General features: G+C 64.7%; 22 protein-coding genes, 1 tRNA gene and 2 pseudogenes. 11 read left to right on the top strand and 14 right to left on the bottom strand.

Annotated features, from left to right (window positions below; all coding sequences use genetic code 11):
- The first annotated feature begins 76 nt into the window (after window positions 1-76).
- Both ACVW1C_RS30995 and ACVW1C_RS30990 read left to right on the top strand, forming a co-directional pair.
- Entirely contained in the window at window positions 77-1,474 is a 1,398-nt protein-coding gene (locus ACVW1C_RS30995) for an NfeD family protein (protein WP_456761510.1), read from the top strand.
- The gene (locus ACVW1C_RS30990; RefSeq protein WP_456761509.1) at window positions 1,471-2,232 is read left to right on the top strand and encodes a slipin family protein; all 762 of its coding nucleotides are present in this window, start codon (window positions 1,471-1,473) and stop codon (window positions 2,230-2,232) included. The genes ACVW1C_RS30995 and ACVW1C_RS30990 overlap by 4 nt, the downstream gene beginning before the upstream one ends.
- Here the strand turns inward: ACVW1C_RS30990 and ACVW1C_RS30985 are convergent.
- Both ACVW1C_RS30985 and ACVW1C_RS30980 read right to left on the bottom strand, forming a co-directional pair.
- Complete coding sequence (locus tag ACVW1C_RS30985) at window positions 2,202-2,393, bottom strand: hypothetical protein (protein WP_456761508.1); 192 nt, start codon at window positions 2,391-2,393, stop codon at window positions 2,202-2,204. The two genes, ACVW1C_RS30990 and ACVW1C_RS30985, sit on opposite strands and share 31 nt — an antisense overlap.
- A gap of 1 nt (window position 2,394) precedes the next feature.
- Window positions 2,395-2,670, bottom strand: coding sequence for a hypothetical protein (locus tag ACVW1C_RS30980; protein ID WP_456761507.1), 276 nt, complete (start codon window positions 2,668-2,670; stop codon window positions 2,395-2,397).
- 259 nt (window positions 2,671-2,929) lie between these two features.
- On the opposite strand from ACVW1C_RS30980, the gene corA reads away from it, so the two are divergent.
- The 3 genes from corA (at window position 2,930) to lon (ending at window position 6,920) form a co-directional block, all read left to right on the top strand.
- Window positions 2,930-3,946, top strand: a complete 1,017-nt coding sequence (gene corA / locus ACVW1C_RS30975) for a magnesium/cobalt transporter CorA (RefSeq protein ID WP_456761506.1) — start codon at window positions 2,930-2,932, stop codon at window positions 3,944-3,946.
- A 179-nt stretch (window positions 3,947-4,125) separates the two neighbouring features.
- Entirely contained in the window at window positions 4,126-4,533 is a 408-nt protein-coding gene (locus ACVW1C_RS30970; protein ID WP_092116215.1) for an Hsp20/alpha crystallin family protein, read from the top strand.
- A gap of 11 nt (window positions 4,534-4,544) precedes the next feature.
- Entirely contained in the window at window positions 4,545-6,920 is a 2,376-nt protein-coding gene (lon, locus tag ACVW1C_RS30965; RefSeq protein WP_456761505.1) for an endopeptidase La, read from the top strand.
- A gap of 193 nt (window positions 6,921-7,113) precedes the next feature.
- Here lon and ACVW1C_RS30960 read toward each other — a convergent pair whose 3' ends face one another.
- The 4 genes from ACVW1C_RS30960 to mobB form a co-directional block, all read right to left on the bottom strand.
- Complete coding sequence (locus ACVW1C_RS30960) at window positions 7,114-7,392, bottom strand: hypothetical protein (protein ID WP_456761504.1); 279 nt, start codon at window positions 7,390-7,392, stop codon at window positions 7,114-7,116.
- Between the two features lie 89 nt (window positions 7,393-7,481).
- On the bottom strand, window positions 7,482-9,134 hold the full coding sequence (locus ACVW1C_RS30955; protein ID WP_456761503.1) for an OFA family MFS transporter: 1,653 nt from the start codon (window positions 9,132-9,134) through the stop codon (window positions 7,482-7,484).
- Between the two features lie 333 nt (window positions 9,135-9,467).
- On the bottom strand, window positions 9,468-9,737 hold the full coding sequence (locus tag ACVW1C_RS30950) for a sulfurtransferase TusA family protein (RefSeq protein ID WP_456761502.1): 270 nt from the start codon (window positions 9,735-9,737) through the stop codon (window positions 9,468-9,470).
- Window positions 9,738-9,793: 56 nt separating this feature from the next.
- On the bottom strand, window positions 9,794-10,321 hold the full coding sequence (gene mobB / locus ACVW1C_RS30945; RefSeq protein ID WP_092116225.1) for a molybdopterin-guanine dinucleotide biosynthesis protein B: 528 nt from the start codon (window positions 10,319-10,321) through the stop codon (window positions 9,794-9,796).
- A gap of 231 nt (window positions 10,322-10,552) precedes the next feature.
- Between mobB and ACVW1C_RS30940 the strand changes: the two genes are divergently transcribed.
- Both ACVW1C_RS30940 and ACVW1C_RS30935 read left to right on the top strand, forming a co-directional pair.
- Window positions 10,553-13,114: a fused MFS/spermidine synthase gene (locus ACVW1C_RS30940; protein WP_456761501.1), complete on the top strand. Its 2,562-nt coding sequence runs from the start codon at window positions 10,553-10,555 to the stop codon at window positions 13,112-13,114.
- Between the two features lie 532 nt (window positions 13,115-13,646).
- Window positions 13,647-13,982, top strand: a complete 336-nt coding sequence (locus ACVW1C_RS30935; RefSeq protein WP_224943467.1) for a hypothetical protein — start codon at window positions 13,647-13,649, stop codon at window positions 13,980-13,982.
- Window positions 13,983-14,145: 163 nt separating this feature from the next.
- Here ACVW1C_RS30935 and ACVW1C_RS30930 read toward each other — a convergent pair whose 3' ends face one another.
- A complete protein-coding gene (locus tag ACVW1C_RS30930; protein ID WP_456761500.1) occupies window positions 14,146-16,095 on the bottom strand; it encodes a molybdopterin biosynthesis protein in 1,950 nt (649 codons plus the stop codon).
- A gap of 9 nt (window positions 16,096-16,104) precedes the next feature.
- Window positions 16,105-17,238 carry a molybdopterin-binding protein gene (locus tag ACVW1C_RS30925; RefSeq protein WP_456761499.1) on the bottom strand — a complete coding sequence of 378 codons (1,134 nt, stop codon included), beginning with the start codon at window positions 17,236-17,238 and terminating at the stop codon, window positions 16,105-16,107.
- A 184-nt stretch (window positions 17,239-17,422) separates the two neighbouring features.
- Here ACVW1C_RS30925 and ACVW1C_RS30920 point away from each other — a divergent pair, with 184 nt between their 5' ends.
- A complete protein-coding gene (locus ACVW1C_RS30920) occupies window positions 17,423-18,634 on the top strand; it encodes an ABC transporter substrate-binding protein (RefSeq protein WP_456761498.1) in 1,212 nt (403 codons plus the stop codon).
- A 144-nt stretch (window positions 18,635-18,778) separates the two neighbouring features.
- On the opposite strand, the gene ACVW1C_RS30915 is transcribed toward ACVW1C_RS30920, so the two are convergent.
- Window positions 18,779-19,747, bottom strand: a complete 969-nt coding sequence (locus tag ACVW1C_RS30915) for a TAXI family TRAP transporter solute-binding subunit (protein ID WP_456761497.1) — start codon at window positions 19,745-19,747, stop codon at window positions 18,779-18,781.
- 104 nt (window positions 19,748-19,851) lie between these two features.
- Here ACVW1C_RS30915 and ACVW1C_RS30910 point away from each other — a divergent pair.
- From ACVW1C_RS30910 to ACVW1C_RS30900, 3 genes and pseudogenes are all read left to right on the top strand, one after another.
- Window positions 19,852-20,845, top strand: a pseudogene (locus ACVW1C_RS30910) (Bug family tripartite tricarboxylate transporter substrate binding protein).
- A gap of 195 nt (window positions 20,846-21,040) precedes the next feature.
- Window positions 21,041-21,116: transfer RNA gene (locus tag ACVW1C_RS30905), tRNA-Ile, on the top strand.
- A gap of 30 nt (window positions 21,117-21,146) precedes the next feature.
- A pseudogene (locus tag ACVW1C_RS30900) lies at window positions 21,147-21,830 on the top strand (ABC transporter substrate-binding protein).
- Window positions 21,831-21,986: 156 nt separating this feature from the next.
- On the opposite strand, the gene ACVW1C_RS30895 reads toward ACVW1C_RS30900, so the two are convergent.
- From ACVW1C_RS30895 to ACVW1C_RS30875, 5 genes are all read right to left on the bottom strand, one after another.
- The gene (locus ACVW1C_RS30895) at window positions 21,987-22,547 is read right to left on the bottom strand and encodes a hypothetical protein (protein WP_456761496.1); all 561 of its coding nucleotides are present in this window, start codon (window positions 22,545-22,547) and stop codon (window positions 21,987-21,989) included.
- A gap of 154 nt (window positions 22,548-22,701) precedes the next feature.
- Window positions 22,702-23,802: an ABC transporter ATP-binding protein gene (locus ACVW1C_RS30890; RefSeq protein WP_456761495.1), complete on the bottom strand. Its 1,101-nt coding sequence runs from the start codon at window positions 23,800-23,802 to the stop codon at window positions 22,702-22,704.
- A 12-nt stretch (window positions 23,803-23,814) separates the two neighbouring features.
- On the bottom strand, window positions 23,815-24,636 hold the full coding sequence (locus ACVW1C_RS30885) for an ABC transporter permease (RefSeq protein ID WP_456761494.1): 822 nt from the start codon (window positions 24,634-24,636) through the stop codon (window positions 23,815-23,817).
- A complete protein-coding gene (locus ACVW1C_RS30880; protein ID WP_456761493.1) occupies window positions 24,636-25,490 on the bottom strand; it encodes an ABC transporter permease in 855 nt (284 codons plus the stop codon). Before ACVW1C_RS30880 ends, ACVW1C_RS30885 begins: the two co-directional genes overlap by 1 nt.
- 25 nt (window positions 25,491-25,515) lie before the next feature.
- The gene (locus ACVW1C_RS30875; RefSeq protein WP_456761492.1) at window positions 25,516-26,529 is read right to left on the bottom strand and encodes an ABC transporter substrate-binding protein; all 1,014 of its coding nucleotides are present in this window, start codon (window positions 26,527-26,529) and stop codon (window positions 25,516-25,518) included.
- Window positions 26,530-26,681: the final 152 nt, after the last annotated feature.

Below are 26,681 nucleotides of genomic sequence, written 5' to 3'. Positions count from 1 at the left end.
GAACGGCGTCCGTGACACCGCGCCATATTGAGGTTCCGGACCGACATCCCATATCCACGGCAAGGGAGTGCTTGCCGTGCAGACCTTCAAGGCGGCTCTCGTTGTGGCGATCGCCCTGGTCGCGCTGGTTGTTTCCATTGGTCCCGGTACGGCCGCGGACAACAACCGTCTTGCCCTGACCATTTCAATCGACGGAGCGATCGGGCCGGCATCGGCCAGCTACGTCAAGGACGGCCTGGCGAAGGCGGCCGAGCGGCACGCCGAGATCGTCATTCTGCGGCTGAATACGCCGGGCGGTCTCAGCACCAGCATGCGCGAGATCATCACCGACGTGCTGGCCTCGCCCGTTCCCGTCGTCGGCTATGTTGCGCCCTCCGGCGCCCATGCCGCGAGCGCCGGGACCTACATTCTCTATGCGACCCATCTCGCAGCCATGGCGCCCGGCACCAATATCGGCGCCGCGACGCCGGTGCAGATCGGCGGCCCGATGCCGGGTTTGCCGGGCAGCACCCCGGACAAGGACGGCAAGGACCAGAAGGACGGCGGCAACCCGTCCACGACCAAGGATACCATGACGGCGAAGGTGACGAACGATGCCGTTGCCTTCATCCGCAGCCTCGCCGAACTGCGCGGCCGCAATGCCGACTGGGCCGAGAAGGCGGTCCGCGATGCCGCCACTCTCTCCGCCAACGCAGCGTTGCAGGCCCGTGTCATCGAATTCACTGCGCATGATCCGGCCGACCTGCTCAGACAGATCGACGGCCGGACGGTGGAGCTTGCCGGCGGCAAGACACAACGCCTGGCGACGAAGGATGCCGTGATCGAAGCCATCGAGCCCTCCTGGCTCTCGCGCGTGCTTGCCGTCATCACCGATCCCAACATCGCGTTCGTCCTGCTGATGGTGGGCATCTACGGCCTGATCTTCGAATTCATGTCCCCCGGTGCCGTGGCGCCCGGAGTTGTCGGCACGATCTGCCTGCTGCTCGGCCTTTACGCGCTCAACATGCTGCCGATCAACTATGCCGGCTTCGCCTTGATGCTGGTCGGGATGGCGCTGCTCGCGATCGAAGCCTTCAACCCGACCGTCGTGATCGGCCTCGGAGGCATCGTCGCCTTTGTCCTGGGAGCCGCCATGCTGTTCCGGATCGAGGCGCCCGGATACCACCTGTCATGGCCGCTCATCGGCATCGTCGCGGCGATGTTCGCAGGCCTCATTCTCGTCGTGCTCGGGGCGCTGGGCCGCGCGCGCAACGGTCCGCTGCGGACAGGTGCGCAAGCCATGCGCGGGCTGCCGGCCGAGGTGCTCGACTGGTCCGAGACCACGGGTCACGTCTTCACCAATGGCGAACGCTGGCAGGCGCGGGGCACCGAGACGTTCAAGACCGGAGAGACGGTCGAGGTGGCCAGCATCGTCGATTTGACGCTGGTGGTGCGGCGTGCGCCGGCTTCCGCCGGCGAAGGAGGTACAGCATGATGCTTGATTACTTCACCTATGCGGCGATCGCGCTGCTGATCATTATCTTCCTGACCCAGGCCGTGCGCGTGCTGCGCGAATACGAGCGCGGCGTCATCTTCACGCTCGGCCGTTTCACGGGAGTGAAGGGCCCGGGGCTCATCATCCTGATTCCGGTGGTGCAGCAGCTGGTGAAGGTCGATCTCAGGGTGGTGGTGCAGGTGGTGCCGCCGCAGGACGTGATTTCGCGCGACAACGTCTCGGTCAAGGTCAACGCCGTGCTCTATTTCCGCATCGTCGATCCCGAGCGCGCCATCATCAAGGTCAGCGACTACATGGCCGCGACCAGCCAGCTTGCCCAGACCACGCTGCGCTCGGTGCTCGGCAAGCACGAGCTCGACGAGATGCTGGCGGAACGCGACCGGCTCAACGCCGATATCCAGGAGACGCTGGACAAGCAGACCGACGTCTGGGGCATCAAGGTCACCGCGGTCGAGATCAAGGACATCGATCTCAATGAGACCATGGTGCGGGCGATCGCCAAGCAGGCCGAGGCCGAACGGCTGCGGCGCGCCAAGGTGATCAACGCGATGGGCGAGCAGCAGGCCGCCGAGAAACTTGTTGAAGCCGGCCGGATCCTCGCCCAGGAGCCGCAGGCGATGCAGCTACGTTACTTCGCGGCGCTCCATGACATCGCCGGCGAGCGCTCCTCGACCGTGGTCTTCCCGCTGCCGATGAACCTGCTCGATCATCTGACGCGCCGAAGCGAAGCGACTTGACCCGTCAGATGCTTGGCCCGCCACGCAGGGCCCGGGCCGCGCATATAGTGCGCCTCGGGCCGGTAGCCGCCGATCGGCTCCTCGCCGATCCAGGCGAGGAATTTGAGCAGTCCTTCGGCGGCACGGCGCGGCAAGGCCGCGATGAATGAGACCGCGCGCATCTCAATAATCCCACTTCTCGCCGAGCACGACCGGTGCCCGCGGATATCTCTCGGCATCGCCGCCGAACATGCCGGCATCGAGATGGGTCCGCGCCCAGTCCTCGTGCCCGCGATGCAGCAGCAGTTCGTTGCGCAGCCGGTGGATTTTTGCCGCGGCGATGGCGCGGTGAAGCGTTCTGCAGGCGAGGCCGATCCGCCGGATGGTCCGCCGCAGCGCCAAAGGCGTCGCACCGGCCGAACCATGCGGCCGGACATCGTGTACATGGAGCAAGGTCATGTCCCACCTTCCTGTTGGCGGCGCGCGAGCGCACCGCGTCACGGCACAAGATGCTGGATGGGCCGTAGGAATTCGAGAGGACGCGCCGCGGTGCGGCATAGGAGCCGCATAAAGGTCGTCGACCGGCCACAGACCCGGGCTGCTCCCTCCCGACGAGCCGGAACGCAACGCCGCGGCCCGTGTTGACCAGCGTCCATTCGGTGCTAGCCTTTCGGCAAGCAATCGCGTCAAGCGGGTTCGATAACCGAGGGTGCAGACCATGAACCTCGTATCGCCAACTGTCGCAACCGCGGGATCCGTCGCTTCCGATGGCGTGGTCGCGGCGGGCGTCTATGTCGACGGACGGCGTATCGCCAATATCGCGATCGACGAGGCCGCGAGCTGGCGCAACAAGCCGGATCACGTGGTGTGGATCGGCCTGCACGAGCCCGACATGACGCTGCTGAGCAGCCTGCAGCGCCAATTCCAGCTGCACGACCTCGCGATCGAAGACGCCGATCACGCGCATCAGCGGCCGAAGATCGAGCAATATGGCGATGCGCTGTTCATCGTGGCACGCACCGCCCAGCTCGACGGCGAGAGCATCGCGTTCGGCGAGACGCATCTGTTCGTCGGCGAGGGATACATCGTCTCGGTGCGGCACGGCGCCTCGACGTCCTACGCGCCGGTCCGCGAACGCTGCGAGAGTTGCCCGCGCGCGCTTGCCCGGGGCGAGGACTACATCCTCTATGCCATTCTCGATTTCATCGTCGACAACTACTCCCCGGTGCTCGAGACGATCCAGGAGGAGGTCGAGGCGATGGAGGCGGAGGTGCTGGCGAGCGCGATGACGCGGGCGCAGATCGAGCGGATGTACCTGCTGCGGCGTGACCTGCTGCGGCTGCGCAACGCGGTCGGGCCGCTGGTGGAGGTCTGCCGCAGGCTGGAGCGCGACGACCTGCCGATGGTGCGCGCAACCATGCGCCCGCTGTTCCGCGACGTCACCGACCACGTCCGCACCATCCAGGAACGCATCGATTCGCTGCGCGAGGTGCTCGCCTTTGCCTTTGAAGCAAGCCTGCTGGTCGGTCAGGCGCAGGAAACGGCGATCTCCAAGAAGCTCGCCTCATGGCTTGCGATCGTTGCCGTGCCGACCGCGGTAGCCGGCATCTACGGCATGAATTTCAAGTACATACCGGAGTTGCAATGGGAATACGGCTATTTCGTCGTGATGGGCCTGATGCTGCTCGCATGCGGCGGGCTGTTCTGGCAATTCAGGCGTTCCGGCTGGCTGTAGGCCGCGATCACGACATCACGTCCTTCTGATCCGACGCAGAATGTGGCGGCGCATCGCGGCCATGCCGCAAGCCACGAGATTTCGGACAATTTTACCCTCGACCGGCGGCACGAGGGGCCGGTTTACGGTCGGCGGCAAGACCGGTAACGTTGCCCGTCAATGCGACGTGGAGACTGCCGATGCGGCCCAAGGATCAGACCAACTGGATGCTGACGGATGCGATCGAGGCGCTCGCCCGCGCCGAGCGGTTGCACCAGAGCTTCCTCAATTTGCACCCGCGCGGGGAGGGCAGCGAGCCGAGCTGGGAACCGCCAATGGACGTGATCGAGACCGAGGAGGAAATCCTGATCCTGGTCGCGCTGCCGGGGGTCGATCCCGACGAGGTCGAGGCCGCGCTCGACGGCGGCACGCTGGTGATCTCCGGCCGCCGCATCCTGCCCGCCGAGCTCCGCAACGCCCGCATCCTGCGCCTCGAGCTGCCGCAGGGCCGGTTCGAGCGCCGCATCGCGCTGCCGACCGGCCGCTACACCATCAGCCGCTTTGCCGCGCATGGCTGCGTCGGTCTGCGGCTCGGAAAATCGAGCTGAGGGACTTCGACATGGCTGCTTCAGGCGTTTCAAATCCGGCGAGTTCGGCGCCGATCCCGAGCGACGCAACGATCATCGTCCCGGTGCGCAACACCGTGCTGTTTCCGGACGTCATCATCCCGATCACGATCGCGCGCGCGACCTCGATTGCCGCCGCCCAGCAGGCGGTGCGCGAGCAGCGGCCGATCGGCATCCTGCTGCAGCGTGATCCCGAGACCAACGATCCCGGCCCCGACGGGCTCTACCGCGTCGGCACCATCGCCAACATCGTGCGCTACATCACCGGCGCCGACGACAGCCATCACCTGGTCTGCCAGGGCGTGCAGCGCATGCGCGTGCTCGACTATCTGCCCGGCACGCCGTTCCTGGCGGCGCGCGTGCTGCAGATTCCGGAGCCGACCACCACCTCGCCCGAGATCGAGGCGCGCTTCCTCAATCTGCAGCGCCAGGCGCTGGAGGCCGCGCAATTGCTGCCGCAGACGCCGCCCGAGCTGATCGCCGCGCTGCAGGGCGCGACCTCGCCGGCGACACTGGCTGATCTTGCGACCTCCTACATGGACATCAAGCCGGCGGAGAAGCAGGACATCCTGGAAACCGTCGATCTCGTGGCGCGGATGGACAAGGTCTCGCGGCATCTTGCCGAGCGCATCGAGGTGCTCAGGCTGAGTCAGGAGATCGGGCAGAAGACCAAGGCGGTGTTCGACGAGCGGCAGCGCGAAGCGATCCTGCGCGAGCAGATGGCGACCATCCAGCGCCAGCTCGGCGAGGGCGACGGCAAGGCCGCCGAGGTCGCCGAGCTGACCAAGGCAATTGCGGACGCCAAGATGCCGCCGGAGGCCGAGAGCCAGGCGCAGAAGGAATTGCGCCGCTACGAGCGGATGCCGGAGGCGGCGGCCGAATCCGGCATGGTGCGCAGCTATCTCGACTGGCTGATCGACCTGCCCTGGAGCATCCCCGAGGAGAAGCCGATCGACATCGCCGAGGCGCGCAAGATCCTCGACCATGACCATTATGGCCTGGAGAAGATCAAGAGCCGCATCATCGAATATCTCGCGGTGCGCAAGCTCGCGCCCGGCGGCAAGGCGCCGATCCTCTGCTTCCTCGGGCCGCCCGGCGTCGGCAAGACCTCGCTCGGCCAATCGATCGCGCGCGCGATGTCGCGGCCGTTCGTCCGCGTCTCGCTCGGCGGCGTGCATGACGAGGCCGAGATCCGCGGCCATCGCCGCACCTATATCGGCGCGCTGCCCGGCAACATCATCCAGGCGATCAAGAAGGCCGGCGCGCGCAATTGCGTGATGATGCTGGACGAGATCGACAAGATGGGCCGCGGCATCCAGGGCGATCCGTCGGCCGCGATGCTCGAAGTGCTCGACCCCGAGCAGAACGGCACCTTCCGCGACAATTACCTCGGCGTGCCGTTCGACCTCTCGCGCGTCGTCTTCATCGCCACCGCCAACATGCTTGACGGCGTCCCCGGACCGCTGCTCGACCGCATGGAGCTGATCAGCCTTCCCGGCTACACCGAGGACGAGAAGCTCGAGATCGCCAAGCGCTATCTGGTACGCCGCCAGCTCGAGGCCAACGGGATCAAGGCCGAGCAGGTCGAGATCGATCCGGACGCGCTGCGGCTGATCATCAAGAGCTACACCCGCGAGGCCGGCGTCCGCAATCTGGAGCGCGAAATCGGCAAGGTGCTGCGCAACGTCGCAGTGCAGATCGCCGATGGCAGCGCCAGCCATGTCACCATCGCACCGAAGGACATCGTGTCGCTGCTCGGCCAGCCGAGGTTCGAGAACGAGATCGCGATGCGCACCAGCATTCCGGGCGTCGCAACCGGGCTCGCCTGGACGCCGGTCGGCGGCGACATCCTGTTCATCGAGGCCTCGCGCACGCCGGGCCGCGGCACGCTGATGATCACCGGACAGCTCGGCGACGTGATGCGCGAGAGCGTGCAGGCCGCGCTGACGCTGGTGAAGAGCCGCGCCTCCCAACTCGGCATCGACCCCGCCGTGTTCGAGAAGAGCGACATCCACGTCCACGTTCCCGCCGGCGCCACGCCGAAGGACGGCCCGAGCGCGGGTGTCGCGATGTTCACCGCCCTCACCTCGCTCCTGACCGATCGCACCGTGCGCAGCGACACCGCGATGACCGGCGAGATCTCGCTGCGCGGCCTCGTGCTGCCGGTCGGCGGCATCAAGGAGAAGGTGGTCGCCGCCGCGGCCGCGGGCCTGACACGCGTGATGCTGCCGGCGCGCAACAAGCGCGACTACGACGACATCCCCGCCGGCGCCCGCGCCAAGCTCGAGTTCATCTGGCTGGAGCGCGTCGACGATGCGATTGCGGCAGCGCTCGGGCCCGCCAAGGCGACGCCGGCTGCAGCGGAGTGATTGCTTCCCAACAGCAAAAGGGGCGTGCAGCGACCGCTGTCACGCCCCTTTTGCTCCGTGCAACATGGGCTGATACAGCCCCAACCACGTCATTGCGAGCGCAGCGAAGCATCCATTTCGCCGCGGGCACGGAACGATGGATTGCTTCGTCGCTATCGCTCCTCGCAATGACGGGTTGCATACATATGCGCGCTCAGGTCTTGGCCATGCAGTCCGAGATATAGAACCAGCGATCATCGCCGGTCAGCCCCTTCCGCTTCACCTCTTTGCGGCAGGCCTTGAGCTTGGGCTTGTTGGCGCGCCACTGCTCCTTCATGGCCTTCAATTTCTCCATCGTCAGCTTGATCTTCGACGGCTTGGCCGTGGTGGTGGCGGCTGGTGCCGGCGCGGTCGGCGCCGCGGTCTGGGCTGACGCAGCATGAAGCCCTACGGCGAGCAGCGCGGCGGCAAGGCAAATCCGGGTGCGAAACATTGAAATCCCCCAATCCGATTTCTGTTCAAGGAATAGAGCCAATGCCGCGGGCGCCGGGAATCGGCGGCCCGCGGCGATGATCGTCGCAATCAGAGGATTTTGACCGCGCTAAGCAGCGTCATGTAAATGCCCCAAGCCAGCGGAATGCAGACGAACAGCCAGAACAGCGCCGCCCTGCCGTCCAGACCGCCCTTGCCGATGCCGAACGATCCGGTCGCGCCGTTGCCGCCGGTCGCCGTCGCCGCCTGCAGCTTGGCCACCTCGGCGTCGCTCATGTGCCACTTCGGATCGACCGGCTTGATCAGATAGTTGCAGACGAAGCCGGCGACCAGCATGCCGCACAGGATGTACATCGTGGTGTTGTAGAGCTGGTCGCGCGGCACGCCGGCGGCGAGCTGGAATTCGCGAAGGTAATTCACCACGACCGGACCGATGATGCCCGCGGTCGACCACGCCGTCAGCAGACGGCCATGGATCGCACCGACGAACTGGGTGCCGAACATGTCGGCGAGATAGGCCGGCACGGTGGCGAAGCCGCCGCCATACATCGACAGGATGATGCCGAAACCGAGCACGAACAAGAGCTTCGAGCCCATCGCTGCGAAGGTCGGCGCCAGCGCGTATAGCACGATGCCGAGCACGAAGAACGTGTAATAGGTGTTCTTGCGGCCGATCTTGTCCGACAGCGAGGCCCAGAAGAAGCGGCCGCCGATGTTGAACAGCGACAGCAGGCCGGCGAAGCCGGCAGCGATCGCCGCGATCTGCGCCTTCTGCGACGCGTCGAGCGCGTTGAAGCCGACATTGGGCAGCCCGATCAGCTTGCCGGCGAAGATCTCCTGCAGCATCGGCGAGGCCATGCCGATCACGCCGATACCCGCCGACACGTTCAAGCACAGCACCCACCAGATCAGCCAGAATTGCGGCGTCTTGTGCGCGTTGTCGAGATGGACGTTCTTGGTCGAGATCATCGCGTTGGTCTTGGAGGGCGGTGTCCAGCCGTCCGGCTGCCAGCCGCTCGGCGGCAGGCGATAGCGGAAGGCGCCGATCATCATGAAGACGAAGTAGATCGCACCCATGACGAGGAAGGTCTCCCAGACACCGACCGAGGTCGGGGTCTTGAAGTAGTTCATCAGCTTGTCAGCGAGCGGCGCACCGATCATCGCGCCGCCGCCGAAGCCCATGATGGCCATGCCGGTCGCCATGCCGCGGCGGTCGGGGAACCACTTGACCAGCGTCGACACCGGCGAGATGTAGCCGAGGCCGAGACCGACGCCGCCGATCACGCCGGAGCCGAGCCACATAAGCCAGAGCTGGTGCGTGTAGACGCCCAGCGCGCCGATCACGAGACCGCCGGCCCAGCACAACGCCGCGACGAAGCCTGCCTTGCGCGGACCGACCTTCTCGAGCCAGCCGCCCCAGATCGCGGCGGAGACGCCGAGCAACACGAAGAACAGAGTGTACATCCACCCCAGGCTCGCGACCCTCCAGTCGCAAGTCGTCGTAAACAATTCCTGGACCAGCGAGATATCGGGGCACGCCTTCGGCGCGGTCAGCCCGATCGCCCGCGACAGCGGCAGCCAGAACACCGAGAAGCCATAGGCCATGCCGATGCACAAATGGATGCACAGCGCCGCCGGCGGCACCAGCCAGCGGTTGAAGCCGGCGGTCGCGATCGTGTGTTCCTTGTCGAGGAAACCTGCACCTGCCGCGGATACGCGTGCGGCGCTGCTCACTGAGGTCATTGACTCCTCCCCTGCAGCCGCCGTTGTCAGGCGCGTCTGCGTCTTCGATCCCGTCTCAGCCCGGTCTCAGCCCTTTGCGGCCACCGTCAGGCGGCTGCTCCGCACATTTCCTCGATGCGCCGGGACCAACCACGCGCATTCCGCAAATGCTAACCCCCAATACGACCGGATATGCCAGCCGTGCAGTCCCTGATCTGGACGCAGGCCGGCCGTCGCCCGTCGATGTGCCCCTCATCCGGGCACAGCTGCATCTCCGCAACCCGGCGGAGATTATCAATTCGCGCAGAATGGAAAATAGGTGTCGATAGACAAAAGGTAGATATCAAGCCGGATCTAGCGCGTACGCGGCGCTGCAGCATTTGAATTCTCTATCATTCCATTCGCCTTCTCGATCAGGAAAACGATCCGGACGTCGCTTCGCTCGGTGATCTCGACCCTGTCGCCGGTCTCCTGGATAAGGGCCGGAATATCGATCACCGAAAGCGGATCGGTGCAGTGCACTTCGAGGAAATCTCCCGCCGTCACGCTCTTCAGGGCCTTGCGCGTCTTCAGCGCAGGCAGCGGGCATTTCAGGCCGGTGAGGTCGAGCTTTGTCGTGGTCATGGTTCGACCATGGCGAAGCCGTTACGCATCGTCAACGGCGGCACCTTCTCACCCTGTCAGCTTTCCGCCGCAGCCGAAGCGAGCACATCGTCGACCGGAATGGCGGAGCGCAGCATCAATTCGGCGACGTCCTCGATGTCGTCGAGATGCGCGACCGGCAGCCTGGTTTCGACCGCGACGTCGCTGGCGATCCCGACCACGCGCGGGTCGTCGGGGAACAGCAGCGGCTTGCCGTTGGCGGCGCGATACACCTCGATCTTGTTGACCGGCTCGCGCTTGAAGCCCTCGACCACCACCAGATCGACCTGCGCCATCTTGGCGAGCAGTTCCGGCAGCCGCGGCTCGCTGGCGCCGCGCAGCTCGTGCATCAGCGCCCAGCGCCGGGTCGAGGACACCAGCACCTCGGTCGCGCCGGCCTGCCGGTGCACCCAGGAGTCCTTGCCGGGAATGTCGACATCGAATTCGTGATGGGCGTGCTTGATCACGGAGACGCGCAAGGCCCGACCCAGCAGATAGGGGATCACCCGCGACAGCAGCGTGGTCTTGCCGGCACCGCTCCAGCCCGCGAGGCCTATCACTTTCATGCGCAATCTCCGCAGACATATAACGTCCAATGCTGCTTATATCAGCCTTGACGCAATGTCATGCCAGCCCCGCCGGCGCATGGCGATCGATCAGGCCCCAAGGGGATCGCCTTCGGAAGCCCCTGGAGCAGCTGCGCCCGCGGCAGCGCGGACGCGACCGGGCCGCCCCATAAGGGCAATATTAACGGCATTTGCCGTACCAGTTCTCCCGATCAATGGGAGGCCTGTCCAGTGCCCAATCGTGATGGTGTTAGAGACGCCATAAGCCTGAAGAACAGGGTTTTGGTCACGGCGATCTTCCTGGCATCGGGCGCGGCATCCCTGATCCTCCAGGTTCTCTGGTTCAAGCAACTGCAATTCGTGCTGGGAAGCGCGACCGTCTCCGTAAGCGTTACGGTGGCGAGCTTCTTTTTCGGTCTCTCCCTGGGCAGCGCTTTCGGGGGCCAGATCGCCGACACCGTCAGCCGCCCCCTGAAAATCTACGGCTTTCTCGAACTCGCGCTCGCCGTCATTTCCCTGGCGGTGACGGCATTCCTGTCGCACTGGTCGACATGGGTGGGCTGGCTGTCGCCCATGTTGGACCTGGAGTCCCCATTCCGGTTGCCTCTCGTGGTCGCGCTGTCGCTCGCCATCCTGTCGCTGCCGACGATGCTGATGGGCGCAACCCTGCCCTTCCTCGTGAAATTCCTGACCCGCTCGCAAACCGACCTGGCCAATCGCATCGGTCTGCTCTACGGGTTCAACACCCTCGGCGCCGCCATCGGCACCCTGGCTGTCGGCTTTGTCCTGATGGGCCTCTGGGGGATCACCGGATCGAGCCTGGTCGCAGCAGGCCTGTATGTCTGCGTCGGCGGCGTCGCCCTGCTCCTCGCGCGCGGCGCAAGCCCGCTGTCGCCGGTCACGGCGGAAGCGCCGGTGCAAACCGCCGGGCCGGGGCATCGCGGGACGTCCATCCTCATCGCGATCTTCGCGTGCTCCGGCTTCGTGTCCATCGCCTATGAAGTCGTCTGGTTCCGCTTCCTGACCAATGTCAGCACCTCGAGTGTTTACGCCTTCTCCGGCATGCTCGGCGTTTACCTGCTGGGCCTGGTGATCGGCGCCCTGATCTGCGCGAGGCTGCTCGCACCCCGCAAGGATCAACTGCTGCGGTACTTCGCCGTAACACAGCTGCTCATCGCGGTTGCGGCCACGCTGACCATCGGGATACTCGGCAAGGCGCGCACCGTAGAAGCCGCGCTGTCTCCCATCGTATCGGGCCTGGTTCCAGTCCCGGCGCAGGAGCTCTTGGGAGGTGATGTTTCATTCTTCCTGATCTGTGCCGTTGCCCTGTTGCTGCCGACCACGCTGATCGGCATCAGTTTTCCCCTGGCCAGCGAACTGACCGTGATGCAGATGAGCGCGCTCGGCCGCCGGATCGGCACGCTCTACGCCTTGAACACGATTGGCGGCGTGGTGGGCTCCCTGTCGGCAGGGTTTCTTCTGATCCCCTATCTAGGCAGCCAGGGGGCACTCACCGCCCTGATCGTTCTGAACGTCCTGCTCTTTGTCGCGACGGCCGTATCGCAACCGGGCCTTCTGAAAGAAAGCAGCCTCTGGCGGCAAGGGGCAGTCGCCGCAAGCATCATCGCTGCAGCGCTCCTGCTCTTCACCCCACACTATCTGGAACGGGTCCTGACCGCGATCGAAGGCGGCAATGTCCTCGAGCTGCGCGAGACCAAACAAGCAACATTTGCGGTGGTCGAGTATCGCGAGAAGGCGGCGGGCACCTATCAGCAATTGGTGGTGAATTCGAAGAGCTATGCCAACAACCGTCCGGAGGGCCGACGCTACATGGCCGCGATGGGGCACTATCCCATTCTGCTGCACCCGGGCCCGGTTGAAACGGCTGTCGTGATCTGCATCGGGACCGGCACCACCGTGGGTGCGGTCAGCACCCATCAGGAATTGCAATCCATCGACGCGGTCGATCTGGCCTCGACGGTTTTCGAGTTTGCGCCCCGCTTCGTGCCGATCAACAAGCAGTTCTATCAAAATCCCAAGGTCCATCAGATCGTCGCGGACGGGCGCCACTTCCTGCTGGGAACAAACGAGACATTCGACGTCATCACCCTCGAGCCCCCGCCGCCCCATGACGCCGGCGTCATCAACCTCTACACAGAGGAATTCTATGCGCTGGCAAAGCAGAAGATGCGCCCCGGCGCCGATCTCGCGCAATGGGTGCCGCTGGATTTCAACCGCGGCATTCTTCCGAAGATGATCCTCAAGGCGATGATGGGCCAGTTCAAGCACGTCTCCCTGTGGTTGCCGTCCAGAATGGAAGGCGTGGCCATCGCCTCCGATGAACCGCTGAAAATGGATGCTCGCGTGCTCGCCATGCGCATGTCGAAGCCTGGGGTGGCCGAAGACCTGACAGCCAACGGCCTGCGCTCGCCCGAAGATTTCCTGGCGACGTTCATCGCCGCTGATGAAGAGCTCGCGGCCTTTGTCAGGGATGTGCCGAGCCTCACGGATGATCGGCCGCGTCTCGAATATTACAACTGGTATCCGCTGAATTCGGTCAGCGTGGACGAACTGAAGCGCCTCCGCGAGCCCGTGGAAACTTACCTTGCCGACCAATCCATCGACGAGGCCCGTCTCGACACCGCGCGCACGGTAGCCAATGCGATTCTGGATGAGCACCAAGCCACGGCTGAGGGTGACAAGTCCGCCGCCCGTGCCGCGCTTCGCCTGGCCGTCAAACTGGATCCAGATAATTCCTATGTCGGCTTCCTGGACCGCAAGCTGCGTGAGTGATCGGGCGACCTCCTGGAGGATCGCCCTCGGAAACACCTGGAGCAGTTGCGCCCACAGCAGCGCGAACGCGATCAGGCCATGGTCGTGATATCCCCGAAGCAGTTCACGGGCCGCTGCCCGGCCCGGGCTCACCCCGCGTGGGCTCGTTATCCTGCAGGATCAGTAGGTCCGTGACCGACAGGTCGCCCCGGCTTGGCAAGCCTTACCGGTCGGCTCTCTCTCGGGGGCTGGCTACGCACCCGGAACCGCTTTCGCGGGCGCTGCGTCTCGACCGACAGCACCTCTTCCAACGTTGTGTTCCTAAAGCGAAGCCTTCTTAACATCGCACCGCTCCCTGAGCGGGTGGGAGCCCCATTGGTAGCTCAGTGACCGACGCCTTCGACAGGGCTCATGTCGGTGACGGAAGATAACCAACGACCGCACGCTTTGCTCCAAAAGAACCATTGCACCTTCGTCGCACATCAGGCGCCATCCGACTATCCAGCGGATATACCTCGAAGTTTCCAATGCACGGGGCGACCGGAACACGATAATGTGCGGTGCTGGAGCACCAGCCATGCCTCGCTCGCCTTCGATCGTGCCACACCAAATCGACCACGACACCTATCTGGTGCTGAACGATTTTGGCCGGCTTGGCCGCGCCTGGTGCGAAACCGATGAAGAAGGCAGCGACCGGAAGACGCTGATCCGCCGCCTGCTGGATGACCATTACAGCCATCCGGTCCGCATCGTGGCCTTCAATACCAGCGAAGGATGGTCGCGCGACGTCACGACCGATATTGCCGACGAGCTTCGGCGCCGCTTCGTCGAATACGATGAGGTCCCGCGCTCCGTGCTGGAGTTCGTCGAGACGGCCATGCGGCACTGAACCGGATCCGCTGTCGCACCGAGACCTGCGGCAACACAACCCGACGGGCAACTCAGCAAAAACCTGCCAATCCTCGCACGCATCGGTCCCGGCCTTCGCCGGGACGACAGCGGTGATGTCTGCAGCGTTCTTGAATCTACCATGCAGACGCCAACAATCGCCGCTACGCCGGCCTGAACCCTGCCGCCGTCAACGCGGCGCGGCCCTCATCCGATGCCAGCGCGTCCAGAAAGGCCTGCACCGCCGGCCGCTGCTTGCGCGCAGTCACCAGCGCGAAGTCGTAATGCTCTTCGGCAAGCGGAATAAAACCGAGCCCGGACGCGCGCGCGACCGGCGCGATGGTCATGCCCCAGTCGGCGCGATGCTGCGCCACCGCGGCCGCGACCGCATTGTGCGAGCGCGGCTGATTCCAGTAGCCGTCGGGCCGGCTGCCTGCCAGCAGGCGGTCGATCAGGATGCGGGTGCCGGCGCCCTGGTTGCGGTTGACCATGATGCAGGCGGGATCGGCGAGCGCGGCGCGCACCGCCTCTTCTGCACTCAAACCGGCAAAGCGCGTGTCGTCCTTGCGGAACACGATGCCCTGCATGCGCCGCCAGCCCGGCACGAGTTCGAGGCCGTCGGACAGATACGGCGTGTTGTAGGTCTCGGTCTTGTCGTCGAACAGATGGATCGGGGCGAGATCGCATTCGCCACGCCTGGCGGCGGCGAGCCCGCCGAGGCTGCCGACCGCGATCGAACGCACCACAAGGCCGGCCTGCGCCAGCGGCGCGGTGACGAGATCGAGCCCGGTGCAATGGCTGCCGACGATGACGAGATCGGGCACCCGCACATGCGGCGTGAACAGCGTCACCTCGGCGTCACTGCCGGCCGGCAGCTGGTCGGCGAGCGCTTCGATCTTCAGGAAGCCGTCGGCCTGGGCGAACGAGGTGATCGCGCCCGAGCCCTTGCCGCTGGGATAGGCGATCAGGCCGTCGGCGCCTTCGACCAACGACACCATCACGAACTCGGTACGCCCGAGTTCGGAGGCGATCCGCACCGGCACTTTCGCCGCCACCCTGGCATCCGAGCGCGGCGGCAGGCCGGCCATCCGCCGCAGCACCGGCACGATCATGTCGTGGAAGGTGAACATCGCCGAGGTCGGAAAGCCCGGCAGGATGACCACCGGCTTGCCGTCGCAGACCGCAAGGCACAGCGGCTTGCCCGGCTTCAGCGCCACGCCATGCGCGATGATGCCGGGCTTGCCGAGCCTTGCGATGATCCGGTGCGAGACGTCGCCTGCGCCCTTGGAGGTGCCGCCCGACAGCACCAGCATGTCGCTGTCCGCCAGCGCCTTGCGCATCGCAGCTTCGAGCATCGCCTCGTTGTCCGCGATCGCGCCGAGGAACGCCGCATCACCGCCATTCTCGGCAATCGCCGCGGTGACGATCGCGCCATTGGTGTCGTAGATCGCGGCCGGCCGCAGCGTCTCACCCGGCTGCACCAGTTCATCGCCAGTGGAGAGGATCGCAACGCGCGGACGGCGCACCACCTGAACGTCGGCAATGCCACAGGCCGCGAGCATGCCGATCTCGCGCGACCCGACCATCGTTCCCGCGCGCAACAGCGCCTCGCCGCGCGCGATGTCGGAGCCGGCATAGGACACGAACTGCCCGGGCGACGCCGCGCGGCGGACCTCGACGGCGCCACTGCCGGCGGGTTGGGTGTGCTCGACCATCACGATCGCATCGGCGCCGCGCGGCACCGGACCGCCGGTCGCAATCGCGGTCGCGGTGCCCGGCAGCACCGGCCGGGTCGGCGCGGTGCCGCACGAAATGATCTCGTCGTTCAGCGCGAGTTGCACCGGCGCGCCCTCGCCTGCACTTGCGAGATCGGCGGAGCGCACGGCAAAGCCGTCGACATTGGAGCGATCGAACGGCGGCACGTCGATCGGCGCCACCACGTCCTCCGCCAGCGCACGGCCGAGCGCGTCAGCCAGCGGCCGCGTCTCGGACGGCAATTGCCGCGGGAACAGCGCCGCCTCGAAGCGCGCGATCGCCTCCTCGCGCGACAGGATGGTCAGGAACTGATCCTGCTCGACGGATGGGTTGGGTTTCGGCGTGAACGTGTTGGTCATCTCGGGAACTCACTCCCGCAACATATAGGCATCGACAACCGCGCCGGCAGCGAACCCCTCGGCGGCGCCAGGCACGATCAGAAGGGCTTCGGCGCGCGCGATGGCATCGAGCGACAGGTCCCCGATCGCAAGCACCGCCCAAAAACCCTGTTGAGAACTCTGTCGAGAATCCTGCCGACGCGTCAGCAGCACGACCTCGGCGATGCCGACGCCGGAGGCGATCTTGCGTTCCAGCGGCAGGGCAAGCGATTTGCGCGGGCGCCGGCCCGACAGGCGATCGAGCACCGGAAGCGCAATCGCCCACCAGGCCGCGAAAGCCTGATCCGGCGCGCCCGGCAAGGCGATGACCGGCGTTGCATCGATCCGGCCGACCGCCGCGGTGCGCCCGGGCTGCAGGGCAATGCCGTGCGCGATCAGCGTGCCTCGCGTCGCCAGCGCATTGACCGCCGCGTCGGTATGGCCAACGCCGGTGCCACCGATCGTGATGATCAGGTCGCAGCCAGCGGTCTCGAGCGCGTTTGCAATCGCCCCCACATCGGGCGCCGCCTCGGCATAGGCGACCTCAGTTCCCGCGAGGCGCGCGACGTCAGCGACCAGTTGCGCGGTCAGCTGACCATTGCAGACGTTGACGATGCGAAGCCGAGGCCGCCGGACGCGCAACGACTCCAGTCCGGCCGCGCGCGCGAGCAGCAGGCCGCGCGGCAGCAGCGGCTCGCCGGCTGCGATCACGGCACGCCCGACCGCAATGTCGCGGCCGGCACGCCGGACGCCCTGCCCCGGGATGGCTTCGGCGAGCACCTGCGGAAGCGGACCGGAGGTGTCGACGGCGTCGGCATCGACCACGCAGTCGGTGCCGTCGGGCATCGCTGCGCCGGCCGCGACCCAGACCGGGAGTGCGGCCAGCGGCAGCGGCGCATAGGACGACGCGCCGACCAAATCATTGGCGCGCATCGCCCAGCCATCGCTGACGGCGACATCGTGCGGCGGATAGGCGCGCAAGGCCGGCATCTCGGCCGCAATGCAATGCAAGGCATCGGCCGGCGGCAACTCGATCGGCTGGACCGGCGCGAGGTCGCGCAGCACGGCAGCCAGCGCCGCATCGAGCGGGGTGAGCGAAGCCGGAAGGCGCTGGGCGGTGATCATGGCCCGCTATGGACTGAATCGGCCCCGAAAGAAACCGGCTTGCGCCGTGCTGGGGCATCGCCATTAGACCGATGGCGCGTTGACGCGGACCCCAAAGTAGTTGCAAAAGAAACCAATATGACCGGGTTCCAGAAGGCCCGGCACAACCATAATGGCCAATGCGCCAATTCAGGAGGGAGACAGAATGATCGCCACCAGACTAGCCATGTTCGGGACGCTCGCAGCCGCGCTGCTGGCCTCCTCGGCCGTATCGGCACAGGTATCCGACGACATCGTCAAGATCGGCGTGCTGACCGACATGAACGGCCCGGCCTCGACGCCGACCGGACAGGGCTCGGTCACCGCCGCGCAGATGGCGGTCGACGATTTCGGCGGCAAGGTGCTTGACAAGCCGATCTCGGTGATCGTCGGCGATCACCAGCTCAAGCCTGACATCGGCGCGACCATCGCGCGGCGCTGGTATGACATCGATCAGGTCGACCTGATCGTCGACGTGCCGGTGTCGGCGGTCGGGCTCGCCGTGCAGAACATCGCCAACGAGAAGAAGAAGCTGTTCATCACGCATTCGACCGGCGCGACCGACTTCCATGGCAAGTTCTGCTCGCCCTATGCGATGCAATGGGTGTTCGACACCCGCGCGCTCGCGGTCGGCACCGCCCAGGAGGTAGTGAAGCGCGGCGGCGACAGCTGGTTCTTCATCACCGACGACTACGCGTTCGGCCATTCGCTGGAGAAGGACGCCTCCGCGATCGTGACCAAGAACGGCGGCAAGGTGCTCGGCGCGGTGCGACCGCCATTTGCGACGCCCGATCTGTCGTCCTTCATCCTGCAGGCACAGGCCTCGAAGGCCAAGATCATCGGCATTGCCGGCGGACCGCCCAACAACACCAACGAGATCAAGACCGCCGCCGAGTTCGGCGTCTTCGCCGGCGGGCAGCAGATGGCGGCGCTGCTGGCCTTGATCACCGACGTCCACTCGATCGGGTTGTCGGCCGCGCAGGGCCTGTTGCTGACCACCTCGTTCTACTGGGACATGGATGACAAGACACGTGAATGGTCGAAGCGCTATTTCGCCAAGATGAACCGGATGCCGACGATGTGGCAGGCCGGCGTCTACTCCTCGGTGACCGCCTATCTGAACGCGATCAAGGACAGCGGCACCGACGATCCGCTCAAGGTTGCGGCCAAGATGCGCGAAAAGCCGGTCGAGGATTTCTTCGCCCGCAACGGTAGACTGCGCGAGGATAATCTGATGGTGCACGATCTCTGGCTCGTACAGGTCAAGACCCCGGCCGAGTCAAAGTATCCGTGGGACTACTACAAGATCCTGGCCAAGATCTCGGGCGAGGACGCGTTCGGCCCGCCGGACCCGGCGTGTCCGCTGATCAAGAAGTGACTGCGCAAGCAGTCATTCCGGGGCGCGCAACGCGCGAACCCGGAATCTCGAGATTCCCCGATGCACAATTGTGCATCTGAGGTCTCGTCCTTCGGACCATCCCGGAATGACCTTTGCGGAGACGCGATAACGTCTCCGCAAAGATCACTTCGTCACCCCGATCTCGCGGAAATATCTGAGCACGCCGGGGTGGATCAGATTGATATCCGGCGCGGCGGCGACGGTGTTCGCCGCCGTGGTCTCGCAGGCCTGGGCAAGCTTCTTGCAGAACGTCGCCTCGACGCCGTGCAGCGTCTTCGCCAGCCGATAGGCGACATCGTCGGGCAGGCTCTCGCGCACCAGGATGTAGCTCCAGGAGCCGACCGAGGAAATCGCCGCGGTCTGCTTCGGATAGCTGCCGGCCGGGATCGTCAGCGGCTTCAGGAAGGTGTGCTTGGCGCGGATGCGGGCGATCTCGTCCGCGGTCGGCGCGATGAAGCGGGCACCGGTCGTGCTCTCGGCCATCTTGCTGAAACCGGGCCAGCCGATGCCGGCGCCCCACAGCGCGGCGGCGCGGCCGTCCTCGACCATCGCAGGCCCATCGCCGGCGCGATCGAGATAGATCGACTTGAAGTCCTCGTCCTGCTTCAGCCCGATGCCGTCGAGGATGTAGCGCGACAGGATCGGCAGGCCGGAGCCCTTGGCGCCGAACGCGACGGGCTGGCCGACCAGGTCTTGGATCGTCCTGTAGGGGCTGTCGGCACGCACCACGAACATGCCCGGGCTCGAATACATCGCGGTGAGGATCTTCAGCTTGGTGGCCTTCGGCCGGCCGATGCCCATGAAGGCCTCATAGGACGGCTCGCCGGCAACGGTTGCAATGTCGACGCTGCCGGTCTCGAGCAGCGGAATGTTCTCGTTGGAGCCCTTGGTGTTACGCGGCTCGATCGACAGCGTCGCATCGGCCGCGTTCATCACTTCGGCGAAGGCATTGCCATAGAGCGGAAAGCCGCCGCCCGGCGTCGCCGTGGCGAAACTGATCGTGGTTTTGGAAATGGTCTTGCTCCCCTCTTGCGCCGCCGCGCCGCCCGCGAGCAGCAGCGCGCCGGCGTAAATCATAACAGCGAATTTCATCCCGAGCCTCAAGCATTGCACATGAGCGCGACTATCGTCGCACGGGCGGGGTCGTAGGCAAAGGCGGCGATTTGTGAAACCATGATGGCGACAGTCACAAGAAAATGACGGGAGAGACGATGTTCCGGTTCGCACGTGCCGCGTTGCTCGGTTTGATCTGTTGCCTTGGCTCCGTTGCCTCCTCCTCCGCATCCGACTATCCGAACCGCCCGGTGCGCTGGCTGATCGGCTTTGCCGCCGGCGGCCCGGTCGACATCGTGGCGCGCATCATGAGCCAGTGGCTTTCGGATCATCTCGGCCAGCAATTCGTGGTCGAGAACCGCGCCGGCTCCGGCGGCAACATCGCAGCCGCCGCCGCGATCAATTCGCCGGCGGACGGCTATACGCTCTTGTTCGTCGCGCCCAACAACGCGATCTCGACCTCGCTCTACAAGAAGCTGCCTTACGATTTCCTGCGCGACACCACCCCGGTCGCCAGCATCATGCAGCTCACCAACATGCTGGTGGTCTCGAACGCGATGCCGGTGAAGACGGTTCAGGAGTTCATCGACTACTGCAAGGCCAATCCGGGCAAGATCGCCTACGCCTCGTCCGGCAACGGCACCTCGGTGCATATGTCGGCCGAACTGTTCAAGGCGATGACCAAGTGCGACATGCAGCACGTGCCGTATCGGGGATCCGCGATCGCTTTCCCCGACATCATCTCCAACAAGGTGCAGCTGATCTTCGACAATCTGCCGTCGGCGCTGGAGCAGTCGCGCGGCGGCAGCGTCCGTGCGCTCGGCGTGACCTCGCCGCAGCGCTGGCCGGGCGTGCCTGACGTGCCGGCGATCGCCGAGACCGTGCCGGGCTTCGAGGCGGTCGGCTTCTACGGCATATCAGCGCCGAAGGGCACGCCGCCGGAAGTCGTCGATACCCTCAACAAGGCGGTCGGCGAGGCCCTGAAGGACCCCAAGCTGGTGGCGCGTCTCGCCGAGGTCGGCGGCATCCCGAAGGTTCGAAGAGCCGATGACCCCGGCCGAATTCGGCAGACTGGTCGCCGACGAGACGGAGAAGTGGCGCAAGGTGGTGGAGTTCGCCGGCGTCTCGGTGGACTGAGGCGCCGATCGTGGAGCGCGCCGGATGGTCACGGTAGATGGCTGCCGGGCCGGTGTTCCGGCGATGCCGTCCGTGCGACGTGGCGGCACGACCGCGATGGCGCAGGGCCCGGGGGTGGCATTGCCGAAACCCCACGCACCCTGTAAACGGAGCCCGCACCGTTGCCGGCCGCGCCCCGCGGCCCGCAAGGCGGCGGGGCCTGTAGCTCAATGGTTAGAGCCGGCCGCTCATAACGGTCTGGTTGCAGGTTCGAGTCCTGCCGGGCCCACCATTCGAATCAAAGCCGGTCGTCGCGGCGAAGATGACGGCGGAGGAGTTCGGCAACAGCATCGGCGGCACGCCGGTCGAGAACGGCGGCGGCAAGGTGATCGGCGAGCTGCGCCACCCGCTCAACACCGCCGACTTCAGTTCGGTGCTGCTGCAGGCGCAGGCGTCCGGCGCCAAGGTGATCGCGCTGGCCAACGCCGGCGCCGACATGACCAACGCGGTGAAGCAGGCGGCCGAGTTCGGCATCACCCGCGGGCAGGCACTGGTGGCGCCGACCGTGTTCCTCACCGACGTCGACGCGATGGGCCTCGCGGCCGCGCAGAACCTGCAGTTCGTCACCGCATACTATTGGGACCGCGATGCCGAGTCGCGGGCGTGGGCCAACAAGTTCTTTGAGAAGACTGGGCGGATGCCGACCCTGATCCAGGCCGGCGTCTAATCGGCCGTGCGGCACTACTTGCGTGCGGTGCAGGCCGCAAATTCCGATGATGGCCTTGCTGTCGCAGCCAAGATACGCGAACTGCCGGTTGCCGATTCGTTTGCTCGCGGCACGGTCCGCGCGGATGGCCAGTTCGTGCACGACATGTATCTGGCGCGCGTCAAGACGCCGGCGGCCTCGAGCCGACGATGGGACTACTACGACTTCGTCGCGACGATTCCCGCCGGGCAGGCCTTCCGCCCGCTCGGCAAGGGCGGCTGCGAGCTGGTCTCGCAGTGACGACGCAGGCGGACGGTGGCAAACACCATCGTCCGCCATCGCCCATGACGGCCTGTATGCAGGTTGGCGAGCGACGTCTTTTGGGCTGCGTCAGGCGGACTTTCGCCGCGGAAGGTTGAAATCGCTCGACCGCTCGCCGGCATTCAACTGCCGAAATCAGTTGCGCGCTTCCCGCCGAAGAAATTGAGCAATCGGCATCAAGGCGTCGATCGAGGGCAAACCTGCGCACGCTTCACCGTATGACGACCAGGGATAGGGGATAGCCGAAAGCCATTGCAGGACGGGCGTCTGATAGACAGCCAGCAGCACACACATGAACTCAATCTTGATGAGCAGCCGCTTGACGCGACCGTCGCCGGCGGCATCAAACTCCCAAGTGTACTCGCCGCAACCGACGCGAACGTCGCCGTCGGACTTGTTCGACATCCCCACCAGCCAGTCGCATTGAAACCGTGGAAGGCGATTGGACTCAGGGCGCGAGAGGCAGAAGGTGCGCACATTCCCATACTGCGATCCGAAGTTTCGTACGAGAACGTCGGTGACGCTCTCCAATCCATGAGCGGAGCTTGGAAAAGAGATTGCGTCGGTCAGGAGTTGCATCTGGAGCTCACACTCCTGCACGAACGCACGCTTCATGAGCTGTGGCAGGTTTCGGTCCTTTGCCTCGATGTACGTGCTGATCGCCTCGGCTGCCGTGATCGATTGGGTCTGAATCAAGTATTCTCTCCAGAGTTGCGCGACCAGATGCCGGGTGACAGCGGCGCCAACGACACCGCAGGAAACAACAAGATGGGTGCCGCCAAACCGGGCCCCACAATATACCGCAAGCCAGATTCCTTCACCCGCACGCCGCTGCGGAAGACGACCGCGATCAGGCTGCCGGAAACGCCGAGCACCGATCTGCCTGAATGGCAATGCCGACAGGCGCCCCCATTGGCCAGCGCAGAATGGCCTGCTCGCCCGGGGATCGCACCAGCAGGCGGTCCCCGGCGCACTCGATCTGAAGATCGACGTGGCCACCCTGGTAGATCTGAGCAACAACGCTGCCCTTGATGGCGCACGGCTCCTCGGGCGCCACAATGCTGAACTGCTCGGGACGGACGAACAGGTCAACCGCCGCGGACTTCTCGAGCCCGGACAGGCTCTCGCCCGGCACCTTCACCAGGGCATCGCCGAGCGCGACGGTCGCTTGCTTGGCCTGCATACCGACAAGCTGGCCACGCAGCCTGTTGTTGTCGCCGACAAAGCCGGCCACGAACGGATCCGCCGGGCTGCGGTAGACGTCGACAGGGCTTCCGAGTTGCCTGATACGGCCCTCGGACATGACAGCCACACGATCGGACATGCTCAAAGCCTCGCCCTGGTCATGCGTCACAAAGATCGTGGTCAGACCCAGCTTGCGCTGAATTTCCCGCAGCTCCACCTGCATCGAGGTCCGCAGGCTTTTGTCGAGCGCCGAGAACGGCTCGTCGAGCAGCAGGACGGTCGGATTGATGACGAGAGCACGCGCGAGCGCAACGCGCTGCTGCTGACCGCCGGACAATTGCCGCGGTTTGCGGTTCTCCATGCCCTTCAGCTTGACCAGCGCTAGCGCATCGGCGACGCGCTTGTCCCGCTCGACCCTGGGGACCCGCCGCGTCCTCAGACCATAGGCGACGTTTTCCGCCACACTCATGTGCGGAAACAGCGCGTAGTTCTGAAACATCATGCCGATGCCGCGCTGGTAGGTTGGAATGTCATTCACGCGCTTGCCTTCGATCGAGATCGAACCGCCGTCCGGCCCCAGAAAGCCCGCGGCCAGCTTGAGCAGCGTGGTCTTGCCGCATCCCGATGGACCAAGCAGCGTCACGAACTCGCTGCGGCCAACGCCGAGCGTAACGGCGTTCAGGGCCACGACATCGTCAAATCGCTTGGTCACGGCGTCGAAATGGACCGCCGCTTGTTCCCCTTCAACATTCGCAGACGGCTTCAAGATCCGTGCTCCCTAGTGAGACTGCTCGATATTGAGGACCTTGCCGAGGCCCAGGAACGCATTGGCAAAGGCGATCAAGGCGGCGGTGCCGACGATATACATGACCGACAATGCCGCCATCGACGGATCGGCGAACTCGCGCACGTAATTGTACATCGCGACAGGAAGCGTCTGGGTCCGCTGCGAAGTCACGAACAGCGAGGCCGTGAACTCGTTGAACGAGAGGATCGCCGCGAACAGCCAGCCGCTGACGAGCCCGGGCAGCAGCAGCGGCAGGGTGACGGTGGTCAGGACGCGAAGCGGTCCGGCGCCGAGGCTCGATGCAGCGTGTTCGTAGCTCTGATCGAGATTCCTCAGCGAGACATACACGCTGCGCAGCACGAACGGCAGCACCAGGATAACGTGGCAGATCACGACGACCGCAAAACCGCGGCTCAGGCCGACTTGCGCCGCGAGGATGAGAAAGCCGAGCCCGACCGTGAAGTGCGGAATCACCAACGGCGAAATCAGTATTCTTTCGATGGCGGACTTGAGCGGAAACTTGTACCGGTCGATGACAAAAGCGAACATGCCGCCAACGCACAGCGCGATCGTCGAGCTCCAGGCCGTGACGATCAGGCCGTTGAAGAGCCCTCGCCGGAAGTCTTCATAGGCGAGGGCCCGACCAAACCATCGCCACGACCAGGTCTGCGGCGGGAATGACAGGATAGGCTTGTCGTTGAACGCGGCGATCGTTACGACTGCCGCAGGCAGCACAAGAAAAGCGATGATGACGAGCACCGTCAACAATCCGACCCAGCCGAGCACTCTCTGATAGGTCGAGCGCGGAATCATCAGTGCACCTCGATCTTCTGAAGCGGTCGGGAGGCAAGCTGAAGCAGTCCAAGCACCAGGGCGGTCAAAGCCAGCCCGGCCACGCACAATGTCGCGGCGAAGGGAAAGTTGAAGCTTGAAAATCCAAGCTGGTAGACCAGATTGGAGATCATATTGACGCGGCCGCCGCCGATCAGCTGCGGCGTGGCGAATGCCGAGAACGTCCAGGCGAATGCCGTCGTGGTGCCCGCGACCACGCCGGGCAAGGACAGCGGCAATGTCACGGTCAGGAACACGCGAATCGGACCGGCCCCCAGGCTTTCAGCCGCCCGGGAATAGTCGCGGTCGATATGGGACAATCCGGCAGCCAGCATGATGACCATGACCGGCAGCGTGACATGCACGAGAGCAACCACAACGCCGAATGGCGTGAACATCAGCTGCAGCGGCTTGCCGATGAAGCCGAGCGACATCAGCAAGGAATTGATGAAACCATTGTTGCCCAGGACGATGATCCACGCATAGGTGCGAACGACCTCGCCCAGAAACAGCGGCGTCACGACAATCACGAGGAGAATGGAGCGGAGGATCGGCTGTTCGACGCGCACAAGCGCATAGGCCAGCGGATATCCGACGACCAGCGTCACGACAGCGGTCATCGCGCACACGACGACGGTATCGAGAAACACGCGCGCGTAGAGCGGTTTGAGAAGGTCGGCGAAATTCCCCAGCGTAAATCCGCCAGGGTCGAGCGATCCCGGCACGTAGGCCCTGAGGCTGTATTGCAGAACCGCAACCATCGCCGCGAGGAACCCGATCGCACAGAGCGTCGCCGGCGCCGTGAAGATGCGCAGAAATGGCTGCTGCTGATTCATGATGCGGGGCCGATCTGGCAACGGATCAGTTCATGATGTTTTCGGCGAACCATTTGCGCCATTCCGCCGTCTTGTTGGCGCGCAGCTTGGCGTCGATGTTGATCTGCTGCTTCCATTGCTCCGCCGACGTGAAGACGCCCGGTAGCTTGGCGATCTCAGGATCGATCTTCGCGTTGAGGACTGCCGGGCTCCCTTTCTTCTGCTTCGAGATCTCGGCCTGGATGTCGGGGTCGTAGAGCGCGTTGATGAACTTGTACGCGAGGTCAACCTTCTTCGACCCCTTCATGACCGCGACGGTGTCGATTCCCAGCACCGCGCCCTCTTTCGGCATCGCGAGCGTGATCGGAATGCCCTGCCCGATCATGTAGTAGGCGTTCATCGAAAGCACGATCTGCACCGGCGTCTCGCCGCTCGCGAGCAGTTGCTGGCTGTTGGCGTCATTGGTGTAGAACGCCTTGAAGTTCGGCTTGAGCGCCTTGAGCTTCTCCTCGCCTTTTTCCCAATGGGCCGGGTCGGCGCCGGCAAGAATGGCGGCGACCGCAATGATGTGACCGGGATCGAAATCCGGAGCGGCAAGCTTGTCCTTCAGCTCCGGTTTCCAGAGATCATTCCAGCTCTCGAACTTGGTGTCCTTGATGAGATCGGGGCGGTAGCCGATCGTGTAGACATAGGCCCAGGCGCCGAGGTGGTAGGGACTGATCCGCGCCTCGTCCGCGAGGTTCTTCGCATTGGGGATCTTCGAGGTATCGATCGTCTCGAACAGCCCGTCATTGGCATAGAGCCATCCGACATGCGACGTCGTGAACGTCACGTCGCTTTCGGGATTTCCCTTGGCGAGCTTTTCTTTGTTCAGCCGATCGATGGTGCCGCCGGTGATGAATTCGACAGCGACGCCAGTTTCGGCGGTGAATTTCCTGGCAACCGTCTCGGCCACCAGATCGCGCCAACTGCCGCCCCAGATACTGACAACGAGCTTGTCTTGTGCGTGAGCCGGCAATGCAATCAGAACAACGATCAACGCGAACCAAAGGCGAAGCATATCTGCAGTCTCCCTCTAGCGAGGGAATGCAGCGCCCGGCTCCAGCTGCAATCCTCGGTCATGAAATTAAACTTATCATCTGCTTAATAGTACCTTTTATCAGGCACCTCACCGACCCGCAATAGATTTGTCTTATCGACAATAGTACCTTT

The organism is Bradyrhizobium sp. USDA 4011 (genome assembly GCF_054063415.1).
Note: the sequence above shows the minus strand (reverse complement) of the source record. Positions and strands in the feature narration are given on the sequence as shown.